The 14271-nt window shown below is 43.1% G+C and carries 17 protein-coding genes and 1 pseudogene; 15 read left to right on the forward strand and 3 right to left on the reverse strand.

Annotated features, from left to right (window positions below; genetic code table 11):
• The first annotated feature begins 26 nt into the window (after positions 1–26).
• The 4 genes from rplQ (at position 27) to ACF1X7_RS07075 (ending at position 3204) form a co-directional block, all read left to right on the forward strand.
• The gene (gene rplQ / locus ACF1X7_RS07060; RefSeq protein WP_004270204.1) at positions 27–407 is read left to right on the forward strand and encodes a 50S ribosomal protein L17; all 381 of its coding nucleotides are present in this window, start codon (positions 27–29) and stop codon (positions 405–407) included.
• A gap of 316 nt (positions 408–723) precedes the next feature.
• Positions 724–1569 carry an energy-coupling factor ABC transporter ATP-binding protein gene (locus ACF1X7_RS07065; protein ID WP_039098376.1) on the forward strand — a complete coding sequence of 282 codons (846 nt, stop codon included), beginning with the start codon at positions 724–726 and terminating at the stop codon, positions 1567–1569.
• Complete coding sequence (locus ACF1X7_RS07070) at positions 1545–2420, forward strand: energy-coupling factor ABC transporter ATP-binding protein (RefSeq protein WP_411162597.1); 876 nt, start codon at positions 1545–1547, stop codon at positions 2418–2420. Before ACF1X7_RS07065 ends, ACF1X7_RS07070 begins: the two co-directional genes overlap by 25 nt.
• Positions 2413–3204 (forward strand): energy-coupling factor transporter transmembrane component T family protein, encoded by a 792-nt coding sequence (locus ACF1X7_RS07075; protein WP_039098378.1) that lies wholly within the window; start codon positions 2413–2415, stop codon positions 3202–3204. Before ACF1X7_RS07070 ends, ACF1X7_RS07075 begins: the two co-directional genes overlap by 8 nt.
• A 69-nt stretch (positions 3205–3273) precedes the next feature.
• On the opposite strand, the gene ACF1X7_RS07080 is transcribed toward ACF1X7_RS07075, so the two are convergent.
• Complete coding sequence (locus ACF1X7_RS07080) at positions 3274–3831, reverse strand: recombinase family protein (RefSeq protein WP_069467866.1); 558 nt, start codon at positions 3829–3831, stop codon at positions 3274–3276.
• Between the two features lie 174 nt (positions 3832–4005).
• Here ACF1X7_RS07080 and truA point away from each other — a divergent pair, with 174 nt between their 5' ends.
• From truA to ACF1X7_RS07100, 4 genes are all read left to right on the forward strand, one after another.
• Positions 4006–4770: a tRNA pseudouridine(38-40) synthase TruA gene (truA, locus tag ACF1X7_RS07085; protein WP_039098381.1), complete on the forward strand. Its 765-nt coding sequence runs from the start codon at positions 4006–4008 to the stop codon at positions 4768–4770.
• Between the two features lie 119 nt (positions 4771–4889).
• On the forward strand, positions 4890–5333 hold the full coding sequence (rplM, locus tag ACF1X7_RS07090) for a 50S ribosomal protein L13 (RefSeq protein ID WP_011375413.1): 444 nt from the start codon (positions 4890–4892) through the stop codon (positions 5331–5333).
• A gap of 13 nt (positions 5334–5346) precedes the next feature.
• Complete coding sequence (gene rpsI, locus ACF1X7_RS07095; protein WP_004270614.1) at positions 5347–5739, forward strand: 30S ribosomal protein S9; 393 nt, start codon at positions 5347–5349, stop codon at positions 5737–5739.
• A gap of 163 nt (positions 5740–5902) precedes the next feature.
• Positions 5903–6802: a diacylglycerol/lipid kinase family protein gene (locus ACF1X7_RS07100; RefSeq protein ID WP_064777513.1), complete on the forward strand. Its 900-nt coding sequence runs from the start codon at positions 5903–5905 to the stop codon at positions 6800–6802.
• Between the two features lie 82 nt (positions 6803–6884).
• On the opposite strand, the gene ACF1X7_RS07105 is transcribed toward ACF1X7_RS07100, so the two are convergent.
• A complete protein-coding gene (locus tag ACF1X7_RS07105; RefSeq protein ID WP_064777512.1) occupies positions 6885–8201 on the reverse strand; it encodes a PTS sugar transporter subunit IIC in 1317 nt (438 codons plus the stop codon).
• Positions 8202–8229: 28 nt separating this feature from the next.
• Positions 8230–9267 (reverse strand): glycoside hydrolase family 1 protein, encoded by a 1038-nt coding sequence (locus tag ACF1X7_RS07110; protein WP_411162598.1) that lies wholly within the window; start codon positions 9265–9267, stop codon positions 8230–8232.
• An 85-nt stretch (positions 9268–9352) separates the two neighbouring features.
• Between ACF1X7_RS07110 and ACF1X7_RS07115 the strand changes: the two genes are divergently transcribed.
• From ACF1X7_RS07115 to ACF1X7_RS07145, 7 genes and pseudogenes are all read left to right on the forward strand, one after another.
• A complete protein-coding gene (locus tag ACF1X7_RS07115) occupies positions 9353–9682 on the forward strand; it encodes an ArsR/SmtB family transcription factor (protein WP_411162599.1) in 330 nt (109 codons plus the stop codon).
• A gap of 14 nt (positions 9683–9696) precedes the next feature.
• Positions 9697–10609 (forward strand): annotated as a pseudogene (locus tag ACF1X7_RS07120) (NAD-dependent epimerase/dehydratase family protein).
• A gap of 97 nt (positions 10610–10706) precedes the next feature.
• Positions 10707–11342, forward strand: coding sequence for a YcjF family protein (locus tag ACF1X7_RS07125; protein ID WP_146955089.1), 636 nt, complete (start codon positions 10707–10709; stop codon positions 11340–11342).
• Positions 11343–11417: 75 nt separating this feature from the next.
• Positions 11418–12098, forward strand: a complete 681-nt coding sequence (locus tag ACF1X7_RS07130; protein WP_039098387.1) for a type 1 glutamine amidotransferase domain-containing protein — start codon at positions 11418–11420, stop codon at positions 12096–12098.
• A gap of 64 nt (positions 12099–12162) precedes the next feature.
• The gene (locus ACF1X7_RS07135) at positions 12163–12324 is read left to right on the forward strand and encodes a hypothetical protein (protein WP_004270617.1); all 162 of its coding nucleotides are present in this window, start codon (positions 12163–12165) and stop codon (positions 12322–12324) included.
• 208 nt (positions 12325–12532) lie between these two features.
• Complete coding sequence (gene nfsA, locus ACF1X7_RS07140) at positions 12533–13270, forward strand: oxygen-insensitive NADPH nitroreductase (RefSeq protein WP_064777509.1); 738 nt, start codon at positions 12533–12535, stop codon at positions 13268–13270.
• A gap of 128 nt (positions 13271–13398) precedes the next feature.
• A complete protein-coding gene (locus ACF1X7_RS07145) occupies positions 13399–14100 on the forward strand; it encodes an ABC transporter ATP-binding protein (RefSeq protein ID WP_039098388.1) in 702 nt (233 codons plus the stop codon).
• Positions 14101–14271: the final 171 nt, after the last annotated feature.

The raw sequence follows: 14271 nt of genomic DNA on the forward strand, positions 1-14271 counted from the left end.
ACTGATAAGAAGGAGGGACTCCATTCATGAGTTATCGTAAATTAGGTCGCACAAGCTCACAACGTAAGGCAATGTTACGTGATTTGACAACTGATTTAATCATCAATGAACGTATCATTACTACAGAAGCTCGTGCCAAAGAAATTCGTAAAACAACTGAAAAAATGATCACTTTAGGTAAACGCGGTGATTTACACGCTCGTCGTCAAGCTGCAGCATTCGTTCGTAACGAAGTAGCTGATATTCGCGAAGAAGACGATGCTGTAATCGTTCAATCTGCTTTACAAAAATTATTTAGTGACATTGCTCCACGTTATGCTGAAAGAAATGGTGGTTACACACGTATTCTTAAAACAGCCCCTCGTCGTGGTGACGGTGCATTAATGGTGATTATTGAACTTGTTTAATCACAAAATGATTTAGGTCATTTGATCGATGAGACAGGGCGTTATGATGATGGAAGTACTCCGAGTCTAGTCCTAAGGTCATACTAGCAACACAGTATGGCTTTCATCGATTGATGATTTACATAAAATAACGTCTAATTCCGAGTTAAATCGGAGTTAGACGTTTTTTGTGTTGGATATCCTTTGAATAAAGGGTGACTAACGAAAGCGCTATGGCCTTTTATATGATAAAATAGGAACAGGTTTTTGATTTGAAACGTGCATGGATAACATAACCAATGCACTTTAATTCCAAGGAAAATACGGGTTATTAATCATGAATGAGCAAAAAATAATTCAAGTTGAACATTTAAAATATGAATACCCACAATCTGAAGGACATTTAGCACTGAATGATCTTTCTGTCAGTATCAATCCCGGCGAATGGGTCGCCATTATCGGTCATAACGGTAGTGGTAAGAGTACCTTCGCGAAATCATTGAACGGTTTGTTAGATTTACAATCGGGATCAGTGACGATTGATGGGTTACCATTGTCGTTGGATAACGTGTGGACTATTCGCCAGAAAGTTGGTATGGTTTTTCAGAATCCGGATAATCAATTTGTCGGTGCAACGGTTGAAGACGATGTTGCTTTTGGTCTCGAAAATCAGGGGATTCCGCGAGCTGAAATGATTGAACGGGTTAAAGACGCGGTTGAACGTGTTGGTATGAGTGAATACTTGAAACGTGAACCAAGCCGTTTGTCGGGTGGTCAAAAACAACGAGTGGCCTTAGCAGGGATCATCGCACAACAACCTGAGATTCTGATTCTCGATGAGGCCACCAGTATGCTAGATCCAAAAGGGCGCGAAGAGGTTCTCGCAACCATTCATAAGTTAAAACAAGAAACAAACATGACCGTGCTATCAATTACCCACGATATTGACGAAGCCGCAAGTGCGGACCGGATCATTATCTTAGATAAGGGGCAAGTGCATGATCAGGGCACACCGGCCGATATTTTTGCATATGGGCAACGTTTGCTTGATTTAGGGCTAGATGTTCCATATCCAGAAAAACTTAAAGCAGCGCTAAATGAACGCGCTATCGAGATGCCTACAGATTATCTCACAACGGAAAGGATGGTTGAGTACTTATGGACATTACATTCAAAAATGTAAGCTACACTTATCAGCCAGGCACGCCTTTTCAAGGGATTGGGCTAGAAAATATCAATGTGACCATTCCAAGTGGCTCCTATACGGCTTTGATTGGTCATACAGGCAGTGGCAAGTCGACATTGCTCCAACACCTCAATGCACTCTTAAAACCAACGAGCGGCGTTGTTCAGATTGGTGAGCGGGAAATCACGCCTGAAACCAACAACAAAAACTTAAAGGCTGTCCGTCAAAAAGTTGGAATGGTTTTTCAATTTCCTGAAAGCCAATTATTTGAGTCGACGGTGCAAAAGGATATTGCTTTTGGTCCGCAGAACTTCGGTGTCCCTGAAGCTGAAGCACTTGAACGCGCTAAAGAGATGATTGAACTCGTCGGTTTACCCGCTAACGTGATTGACAAGTCACCTTTTGATTTATCTGGTGGGCAAATGCGCCGCGTTGCCATTGCTGGTGTGTTGGCAATGAAACCGGAAGTATTGGTCTTAGATGAACCAACCGCGGGGCTCGATCCAGTTGGCCGGCGTGAGATGATGGCGCTTTTTGAAAAGCTACACAGTGAGCAGGGGATGACGATTGTGATGGTCACCCATCAGATGGATGATGTGGCGAACTACGCCGATAACGTCATCGTTTTGGAACATGGCAAGCTAGCTAAGACCGGAGCACCGCGCGAAATCTTTGCGGATCCGGATTGGTTAACGGAAAAACAACTTGGCCTACCAACAACGACTCAGTTCGCGCAAGCTTTAATGCGACAAGGCTTTGTCTTTGATCAAGTACCACTAACTGAACATGAATTGGCAGCCTTATTAGCAGAACAACTACCGAAGAATGCGGGGATTGGACATGAATAAATTAATTCTGGGCCGATATATCCCCGGTGATTCTGTGTTACACCGGATGGATCCACGGGCGAAGTTATTAGCCAGTTTTTATTATATTGGGATCATCTTTTTAGCGCGTACATGGCAAGCCTACGCTTTATTACTGATCTTTACGGTAGCACTAATCGGGATTTCAAAAATTAAACTCGACTTCTTTATTAAAGGGGTTAAGCCGCTGTTATGGCTAATTCTATTTACAGTGCTCTTACAGATTTTCTTCACCCGTGGTGGTCATGTCTATTGGCAGTGGGGATTTCTGACGCTTACCCAGTACGGGCTGATTAATGGCGCCTATATCTTCATGCGCTTTGTATTGATTATTTTCATGTCGACTCTCCTGACATTGACGACGCCGCCATTGTCGTTAGCGGATGCGATTGAATCAATTCTCAAGCCGCTTAAAGTAGTCCATTTTCCAGTGTATGAAGTTGCATTGATGCTATCAATTGCATTGCGCTTTGTACCAACATTGATGGATGAAACCACTAAAATTATGGATGCGCAACGTGCGCGCGGGGTTGATTTTGGTGAAGGGAATTTATTCCAACAAATGAAAGCAATCGTGCCGATTTTAATTCCGTTATTTGTCAGCAGTTTTAACCGCGCGGACGATTTAGCAACGGCAATGGAAGCACGGGGGTACCAAGGTGGCGAAGGCCGCAGTAAGTACCGAATTTTGAAATGGCGGACAAGAGACACCGTGGCATTTATTACGATGGGCCTTTTAACCGTCGCACTTTTATTCTTAAGATAACGCAAAAAGGACTCAGTTAAACCAACGGAGGTTGATTTAATTGAGTCCTTTTTTTTTGCACTTTTTTGATTAGCTTGTTTTTTTGAACCGACGTTTCAACGTTGAAGCACTAATGCCAATTTGGTAACTAATTTGAGCGTACGTAAAGCCCTCTTCACGCATGTCTAGGGCTGCTTGTATGTCATCATCAGTATAGGTCGTTTTACAACCTTCAGTGTAACTAGGGTCGGTGACACGAGCATTATGTTTTCCTTCCTGGGTACGGGTGAGAATCATATCGCGCTCAAATTGCGTAAAAGCACTAAATAAGGTAAAAATGAGTCGTCCGAAAGGGGTGTCTTCAATGATGCCCATGTTCAAAATATGAATTTTAATGCGGGCTTTAAAAAGTTCTTGGATGATTTCAAGTGCTTCTTTGGTATTTCTTGCGAAGCGATCAAGTTGTGTAACAACGATGGTATCACCACTTGAAACCCGATCTAATAGTTCATTAAATTTGGGGCTATCAACGGTAGTTCCGGTAAACTTTTCGCTGTAGATAATGTCACAGCTTTCTTCCTTTAATTGACTAATCTGGGTTGCTAGACTTTGTCCGGCAGATGAAACGCGTGCGTATCCGAACTTCATTGCACAATTCTCCTTATTTCTACTTATAATAATAATTATACAGCATTTGAACTTGTTTTATATTAAAAATGCATTTTTAAATCAAATTTTTTACGAGCATTCATAAAAAGATTGCTACTTTTCAGAAAATTATTTAGAATAGAACTACTAACTTTTTAACACAAGAGGGATAAAATGACACAACGGTATCGCGTAACAATTGCCTATGATGGAACGGATTTTGCGGGTTTCCAAGTGCAACCGAACCAACGAACAGTACAGGGCACATTAGAAAAAGCACTGACAAAGATGAGTAAGGGCGCTTATATTCAAGTGTATGGTTCAGGGCGGACGGACGCAGGTGTCCATGCAACGGGGCAGGTGGTCCATTTCGACTATCCAGGTCAATTACCCGCTATTAGTATGTTACGGGCTTTAAACAGCCTCTTACCGCTTGATATGGAGGTTGTGGATAGTCAGTTAGCGGGCGATGACTTTCATGCACGATTTTCAACGGTCGGTAAACGGTATATGTATCGGGTCGATCTTGGGCATTATACGAATCCATTCAAGCGACGTTATACCGGTCATTATCCATATCCAATCGATGTGGAACGGATTCAAGCGGCGCTGCCAGATGTGATGGGCACGCATGATTATACGAGTTTTGCGGCTTCAGGTGGGGTCATTAAGGATAAGGTGCGGACGATTTATGATGCGACCGTTGTTTTCAGTGAATCCGAAAATGAACTCGTTTTTGAGTTTTATGGGAACGGCTTTTTGTATAACATGGTGCGGATCTTGGTTGGAACTTTATTAGAAATTGGTAACGGCCGGCGGGATGTCCACGATTTTTTACGGCTGTATGAAGTTAAGGACCGTCAACAAGCTCGCTCAACCGCGCCAGCAAGCGGTTTGTACCTTAAAAAAGTTTATTACGAAACTGATGAAAATAATTGAGATTCAATTGACTTAATCGTAAAATTACGATACTATAGTATCTGGTATTGTTTGCCCCACGATAGGCCCCGGAAACTTATTGAGTGTCAAACAAACACAGAATATTGGAGGAATAAATCGTGCGTACAACTTACATGGCTAAACCAGGCGAAGTAGAACGTAAATGGTATGTGATCGATGCAACTGATATTGCATTAGGTCGTCTATCAACTGTAGTCGCTTCTATCTTACGCGGTAAAAATAAACCAACATTTACACCTAACGTTGATACAGGTGATAACATCATCGTCATCAACGCTGAAAAAATTAAATTAACAGGTCGCAAAGCAACCGACAAGTTATATCATCACCATAGTAACCATCCTGGTGGTTTGAAAACTCGGACTGCTGGCGAAATTCGTGAAAACAACCCAGAACGTTTAATTGAAATGTCAGTTAAAGGGATGTTACCTAAGAACTCATTGGGTCACAACCAATTCTTGAAGTTACACGTTTACGCTGGTGGCGAACACAAACACCAAGCACAAAATCCAGAAGTCTTAGACATTACGGACATTATTTAAGGAGGAAACTATAGTGGCTCAAGTAACTTATAACGGTACAGGCCGTCGTAAAAACTCAGTAGCTCGTGTACGTTTAGTACCAGGTACTGGTAAAATCACTATCAACAACAAAGACGTTGTTGATTACATTCCATTTGCTAACTTGATTTTAGATATGAAACAACCTTTAACAATTACTGAAACAACAGATAGCTATGATATCTTGGTAAACGTTAATGGTGGTGGATTCTCAGGCCAAGCTGGTGCAATCCGTCACGGTATTTCACGTGCCCTATTGACAGTTGACCCTGACTTCCGTCCAGCTCTTAAGAGCGCTGGCATGTTAACACGTGACCCTCGTATGAAGGAACGTAAGAAACCAGGTCTTAAGAAAGCTCGTAAAGCTTCACAATTCAGTAAACGTTAATATCACTTTTATATCAATGTTTACAAGCACCTCGCAATTTTATATTGCGGGGTGTTTTTTTGTTTTTGACACCATCGGAATTTTTAAGTGTAAGCCTAATGCGCCATCCCAGCCTATTCCCAATATTTTTGCTATGCTTAGAGTAATTGAAGGAGGCTTTTTTATGTATCGTTATGCCGTTATTTATAATCCCCACTCTGGGCACAACAATGGTGAGTCGGTTGGTCAGAAAATTGAGCAGGCACTCATCAAGAATCAACACAAGGTCGAACTGATGCCGACGGAAGGGCCGAAAGATGCAACGCGGTTAGCTAAAAAAGCGGCGCGGGCAGGCTTTGATGTGGTGGTCGCTGTCGGCGGGGATGGGACCATTAATGAAGTCGTTAGTGGTCTTGCGACGTTAGATCAGCCGCCTTATTTAGGCATTGTACCTGCTGGGACCGTGAATAATTTGGCGCGGATGTTACAAATCCCGTTGGACATTGATCAAGCGATTGAAAATCTGCAGCAGGTTCATCTGCGCCCACTCGACGTCGGCCAAGTGAACGATGATTACTTGATTAGTACAATGACATTGGGCATTTTGGCGGACGCCGCGTTGAACGTGACTCAGAGTGAAAAACAAAAATGGGGGCCGCTAGCTTTTTTAAGCAAAGGCATCCATGCATTAGCGGAGCATCAGCATTATCCGCTAACGATTGAAACGCCTGATCGGCACTGGCAAAAAGACACGCAATTCTTGCTGGTGACCCTCACGAATTCCGTTGGTGGATTTACCAACTTCAATCCCGAAGCGCAACCCGATGATGGTTATTTCCATGTCTTCGTTGCGCCGAAAATGTCGCTAGCACGGTCAGTGATGTTTCTCCCTTATTTCTTAACGGGTAATTTTAAAAAGATTCCCGGGATGACTTACTTTAAAGCGAATGAAATCAGCATCACAGTCGACAATCAGCAAAGTGCACAAACCCGCATTGATGGTGATCCGAGTGCCAAGTCACCATTGAAGATGCGACTCTTAGAACACAAGTTGCAAGTGATTACGCCTAATCCGGATTTATAAGACTAGGGGTAGGTTAGAGTCATCGGTAAAACAAAAAAGAATTCAAAATTTTCTAACGAAAATTCTGAATTCTTTTTTTTAATTATTGCGTTAATTCAGCTTGTTTGGCCGCAACGCGTTCACTAATCTTCAAGAATGGCCAGTAGATTAGAACGCCGAGGATTAAAGTGAAGCCTTGAATCACAGGGGCGCGCCAATCGCCGCCGGTTGCTAAATATGAGTTGAGTAATGGTGGTGTGGTCCAAGGTACCATGACGACTACTCGATTCATCCAGCCAATTGCGGTGAAGAAGTAGGCAATACTGATACCAAGTCCTGGCATTAGGACAAATGGAATGATGAGCGCAAAGTTGAAGACAATTGGATAACCGAAAATAACAGGTTCGTTAATGTTAAATAAACTTGGGACGAATGATAACTTTGTAATATCACGACTAGCGCGTGATTTCGAGAAGAGCAAGGTCGCAATCAATAAACAAATAGTACTACCGGTACCACCAAGCATCCCAAATGTATCGCGGAATACGTTATTGATGATATGAGGAATGTGTTGACCAGCTGCGTAAGCTGCCATATTTTTGTTCATGTTGATCAGTAAGACTGGATCCAATAAAGTACCGTTAATGACAGCTTGATGGATCCCAAATGAGAAGAGGAGATTACCAGTCCCGTAAATCAGAAGGAGACCCGGTAAACTTGTATTAACGCGCCGAAGTGGTTCTTGAATCACATTTGTAATTAAAGTGATGAGATCAGTGTGGAAACCAGCCGTTAAAATCGCAGCAAGTGCCGCAAATAGACTCATTGTAATGAGGGCTGGAATCATTGTGTTGAAAGAACCAGCAACAGCTGATGGGACGGCATCACTCAAGTTAATTTGTAACTTTTTAAGTTTTGAGAGGGTCATAAAGAGTTCTGTTGCGGCTAAACCAATAATAATGCCGGCAAACATCCCGGTTGTTCCTACGTTTTGGAAAGTTAAGATGCCAGAAACTTCGACGGCTTTCTTGGCAGCTAGTGGTGTGACCGGAACAGTATTAGGCATCATGATGATTAAAGTCCCTAGTGCCATGACAGCCGCGGAAATTTTGTTGACGTAATTCTTATTACGCGCTAAAAAGTAGCCGATTGTGGGTGCGAGTAATAGCCCAGCAACGTTCAAAGTCCCATTGGTAATGTAAGTGCCGAAGTATTGAAAGTTGGTTAGCATTTGGCCGTGGAGGACCCAGGGGAATACAACGTTATTCACGAGCACCCCAATTCCGGCGAGGATGAATAGTGGCATAATAATCGCGAAGGCATCACGTAATGAACGCAAATGCACTTGATTCCCGATTTTAAAGGCGATATTTGTAAACTGATCAATAAATCTTTGTCGCCGACTTCCTTGTTTAAGCATAGAAAACACTCCTTTTAACGCACTTTTTTTAGTCTAATTGTTCACCGTTAGATTGAATGACCTTTTGCAGCCAATAAAAACTAGCCTTCGGAATTCTAGCAAGGTCTTTGAGGTCGTGATTGGTTCGATTGACATAAACGACGCCATAGCGTTTAGTCATATCACCTTTTGAACTTGGGATATCGATTAACCCCCAACCAAGATAGCCCATAACGTGAGCGCCGTCTTCATCAACTGCGTCTTTCAAAGCCTGGATATGGTCGCAGTGATAGGCAATCCGTTCGTCATCTTGGATCACTTCGTGATTCAGTGATTCTTCGCGAATGCCAATCCCGTTTTCGATTGGAAAAATGGGGAGGGCAGTTTCATTTGAAAGTTTTGTTAAGACATTTCTAAAACCGAGGGCGTCAATCTGCCAGCCCCATTCGCTACTTTCTAAATAAGGATTAGGGACACTCGCATCGCGCATGTAATAATTGGGTGGTGTGTTGGGGGTTAATTTTGTGTGATCGAGTGCGACAGTGTAGTAGTAACTGAACGCTAAGAAGTCATTATGGTGACTCGCGATTAACGCCAAATCGTTTGGCTGAATGCTACTCATTAAGTCATGATTTTGCATATATTGCAGTACTTCGGCTGAATAGTGACCTTTTGTAAAGGCGTCGACGAAATGTTGGTTGATAAATTCTGATGCTTTTCTAGCAGCAAAGACATCTTGGGGGTGACTGGTTGCAGGATAGAATTCTTGATAGGCTAACATCCCACCAATTTGGTCATTAGGGTAGTGGGCGTGTAAGTAATTGGCGATTTCAGCATGCGCGACCATTGTATTATTAGCAATCGTATAAAGGGTTAATAAGTCGCGTTCACCATTGATAAAGCCAGTATTATCAAAGCCAGGTTCAAAGAAAAAACCATTTTGTTCATTAAAGCTTAGCCAATATTTGACTTGTCCACCATAACGGTCAATGACAGCCTTAGCGAACTTAGTGAATGCTTGTGTGACATACCGACTTGAGAAACCATTATATTTTTCAGCTAATGAGTGAGGCTTTTTTTGTTGCATTGATTTGAAGTTGTGGCAAAAATTCACATCAATGGTTGAATGGTTTAAACTTATGAACCATTAAAACGAAAACGGAGATTAATGTATGGATGAAATGAAGGTTATTAAACAGAGCTTTGCTGAGCTGAGCCCGTTTTTGACGGCGCTCGGGGATGAGAAGCGGCAGAGTATTATTTTAGAATTGATGGCTGATAAAGCTTGTGCTGGCTTACAGGTCACGGATTTAATGGCGGCGGCGGACTTGTCGCACCCGGCAGTGTCGCATCATTTGAAAGTGTTAAAGGAAGCCAACTTGGTCGACTTTAGACGCGAAGGCACGAAGAACTATTATTACTTGCAACACGAACTGGGCGAAATCAATCAATTAAAAACACTGCTGGATCAGATTACGGCAGTCATCGAAAAACAACAGTAAAAGGAGTTTTTAAAATGCAAACCATCTTAGGTAGTAGCGGTCAGATTGGCCAAAAGTTAGCCAAGGCGCTCCACAAAGACTTCACAACGGACATTCGGTTGGTCAGTCGGAATCCAAAAAAAGTGAACGCGAACGATCAACTATTTCCAGCAAACTTGCTCGACGCCGCCCAAACTGATCGTGCGGTTGCAGGCAGTGAAATTGTTTATTTTACCGCTGGTTTACCGATGAATTCAGACATGTGGGAAGCGCAATTTCACATTATGATGACCAACGTGATTAACGCGTGCGTCGCGCACAAGGCCAAGCTCGTCTTTTTCGATAATACCTATATGTATGCAAAAAATAGTACGCTACAGACAGAAACAAGTCCTTTTGAACCCGTTGGCCGTAAAGCGGTTGTGCGGGTGGAGATGGCGCAGTTGTTGCTGGATAAGATGGCAACTGGCGCAATTGAAGCGGTCATTTGTCGTGCACCTGAATTTTACGGTCTAGGTAAGACGCAAAGTATTACCGAACACGATGGTCTTTAACAATATCAAGGCGGGTAAAAAGGTGCGCGTGCCATTGAATGATCAAGCGGTCCGGACATTAATTTGGACGCCAGATGCCAGCCGCGCGATGGCGTTGATCGGCAACACGCCGGATGCTTTTAGTCAAACGTGGCATCTGCCTTGTGATGAGGGCAAAACATACGCTGAAATCATCGCGCTAGCAAGCAAACTAACCCACCAGAAAATCGACTACACTGTTTTAAAAATGTGGCAGTTCAACCTCGGTAGCTGGTTCAGCAAACCGCTAAAGGAATTAAAAGAACTTCTACCTAGATATGAAGAAGATAATCTGTTCAGTTCAGATAAGTTTAAGAAACGGTTCCCGGAATTTAAGGTGACGTCGATTGAAGAAGGGATTCAGGAGATTCTTTAAAAAGTCAGCCTTTCGCTCGATAGACTAACTGTTGTTCAATATTATATAATCGCTTTAAAGTAGCGATGTTAGTCAATCAGATAAGGAGCGTGGCATGATGAAGAAACCTTTTAATAAGCAACAAGTGAATGGTGAACCAAATCCGGAATTTGATTCCTTCTTTGCGGAAGTCTTAAAGAAGTTGCCGCAACAATCGGCAGCTGTGATTGCGAAGTCTTTTAACCAGTCCAAAGCATTGGCGGAAAAGACGATGGCGAAGAGTCGGACACAGTTTGATGGGGTCTTTGAAGACTTCCTAGTCGGTGTGGATGATCAGATGCGTAAAAAGGCACACAATATCATTCACGCAGCATCACTAACAGCAGCGATTATTGGCTGTTCACCAATTCCATTTTCCGATGCGTTCTTGTTGGTGCCGGTTCAATTAACGATGATGGCGCGTTTGCATAAACTATTCGGTCAATCTTGGTCGGCTAGTTTGGGCAAGAGCCTGTCGAAAGAATTGGTACTCATTGGCCTAGGTCGGAGTGCAGTCGGTAACATTCTAAAACTGGTACCGGTCGTTGGAACGGTCACCGGATCCGCGGTCAATGCGACCGTTGCGATGTCGATTACCGAAGCGCTCGGCTGGTTAACGGTCAAGATGTTGAACGACGGCGAGGACATCTTCAATGATGTTGTTTCATTTAAAAATCAATTCAGAACGCTATTTGGATTGTTACGGCGTAAGTAGTTATTTTTCAATTGACAGAATAAGAACGAAATGATTTAATAAACCCACATCACTAATTTTTAGGAGGCTAACCAGATGCCCAAAGTACTAATTGTCCACACGAATGTTACGCGTTATCAAGGAACCACCGATCCAACCGGATTATGGCTGGGGGAATCCGCAGAGTTCGTTGATGAATTGCAAAAAGTGGGGATTGATTACGATTTTGTCAGCCCTAAAGGCGGCTTTGTCCCGCTTGATCCACGGGGGATGAAGTACACGAATGAATCAATTCTGACCATCTATGAACAACCGGATTACGTGCAACGGGGGTTAGTCGCAACGCTGAAGCCAAGCGATATCAATCCAGCTGACTACGTTGCGATTTACTATACGGGCGGCCATGGCGTGATGTGGGATTTTCCTGATAATCCAGAATTACAAACAATTGCCCGGGAAATTTATAATCACGGTGGCTATCTTGCGTCCGTTTGTCACGGGATCGCGGGTTTACTACGCATTAAATATGATGACGGTCAGTATCTGATTGCTGGTAAAAAAGTGACTGGGTTTACCACTGCAGAAGAAATTATTGCGGGCAAGAAAAAAGTGGTGCCATTTTTAAACCAAGAAGTGGCAACTCAAAACGGCGCGCAATTTGTGCAAAAACGGTTTTATAAACCATTTGCTGTCCAGGATGGTCAGTTGATTACGGGGCAAAACCCGTTTTCTGTACGAGAAGTGACGAAGCGCTTGATTCCGGCCCTACAAAAATAACGGTTAGGCATTCTTTGAATTCTATGCTAATCTTATAGAATGTAGAAAAGTTAGGAGTCAGAAGATGAGTGAAAAACAAACACCAAAATTAACGCAAAAAGAAAAAATGCAAGCACTAATTGATCAGAAAAAAGGTGGTGGCAGATCAAAACAGACCGACGTTGCTAAAAATGATCGGACAAAGATGCGTAAAGGGCCAAAGATTTTTAACGAAATCCACTGGTAAAGAGTGCGTTTGGTTGCGGTTAGCAACTGAGCATTAAGACAAAATCCGCAGTAATCCAGGTTTTAGGAGTACTGCGGATTTTAGCTTAAGCGGAAGTTGTTGCAACCAAAAAGCACGTTTTAGGGCTAGGGCAATTTTGCGCTAGCCCTTTTTGTGTTAACGCGCTATTGCTAGAAGCAACTTATTTTAAATCGAATGGAGTCTTTGTATGTCATCTTTAATCGAACAAATGAAACACCATGTTTCAGTTCGTGATTTCGAGCCAACACCCCTCAGCACGACAGTGAAACAACAACTCATTGGGGCAGCTCAAAGTGGGTCTTCTTCGAATTTCGTTCAGGCATTTTCAATCATTGAAGTGACCGATCCCGTAATTCGTGATGAAATCGCAACGATTTCTCAAAGTGCGGCGTATGTTAAACAGACGGGGACGTTCTATGTTTTTGTCGCGGACTTATACCGACAAGCCACACTCTTAGAAAAAGCGGGCCAGTCAGTAGCTGGCATTCAAAATATGGAAGCCTTATTAGTCGCAACGGTCGACACAGCCATTGCAGCAGAGGACATGGCAGTCGCTGCCGAATCGTTAGACTTAGGCATCTGTTATATCGGTGGGATTCGCAATGACATTGCGCGTGTCGCTGAACTACTCGAGTTGCCCGCCTATACCGTCCCACTATTTGGGTTAACGGTCGGGATTCCGAAGACTAAAAATCAGGTTAAACCACGATTGCCGCAAGTTAATCAAGTCGCTCAAAATCAATATGATGTGCATCAGGCAACCAACCTAGTGCAATACGATCAACAAATGCAAAATTATTATGCTAATCGTGGGACCAATCAGCAACAAACTGATTGGTCGACCAAGAATACGGCCTTCTTTAGTGAAGTGCGACGACCAGCAGTGGCGAGTTTTTTGAAAAAACAGGGTTTTACGTTGAATTAAGAAAAATGGTACTTATCTTAAAAGACAATCAGTTTTCTGATTGTCTTTTTTTGTGTCGTGCAAGCTCGGATATGCGATAATAAAACTAGTTAAATGTAACCGGTTAAATAGGTATAGGAGTGATCGTTATGAGTTTAATTGATGTACGACATGTAGCCAAGCGATATCAGATGGGCGAGACAACAATCGTGGCCAATCATGATATTAATTTTACAGTCAATGAAGGGGAGTTAGCGGTGATTCTCGGACCGAGTGGTGCGGGAAAATCGACGGTGCTGAACATCTTAGGCGGGATGGATACACCCGATGAAGGGCAAGTGTTGATTGATGGTGTCGATATTGCGCAGTTTAGTGCGCGCCAATTGACGGCGTTTCGCCGGACTGATGTCGGGTTTGTGTTCCAATTTTACAATTTAGTGCCGAATTTAACGACGCAAGAAAATGTGGCGCTGGCAACGGCTGTCTCGCCGAATGCTTTAGATGTTGCGCTTGTTTTGCAACAAGTTGGTCTACAGGATCGGCTTCAGAATTTTCCGGCCCAACTATCCGGTGGGGAGCAACAACGGGTGGCGATTGCGCGGGCGATTGCTAAGAATCCGAAGCTCCTCTTGTGTGATGAACCAACTGGCGCACTCGATTATGAAACGGGCAAGCAGATTCTTAAATTATTACAAGAAGTTAGTCGGCAGCAGCACCGGACCGTTGTTTTGATTACGCATAATGCCGCGATTGCCCAGATGGCTGATCGCGTGATTCACATTAACGATGCGCGCGTCCGCTCAATTGATGTGAATCCCAACCCACTTCCAGTTGAAAAGATTGAATGGTAGGTGGCTAATATGCAGACACGTTTATATTTGGCAAATTCTATAATTAATCCGAACAGAAATTAAAAAGCCCAAAGCAATCACTTACAATGGTAGTAACTAATTCCAACCAATATAGGGAGTGATTACTTTGGGTACATCTACTTTATCACGTTTTCAACGTGGCGCACTAGC

Source organism: Latilactobacillus sp. VITA-14 (genome assembly GCF_046580785.1).
GTDB lineage: Bacteria > Bacillota > Bacilli > Lactobacillales > Lactobacillaceae > Latilactobacillus > Latilactobacillus curvatus.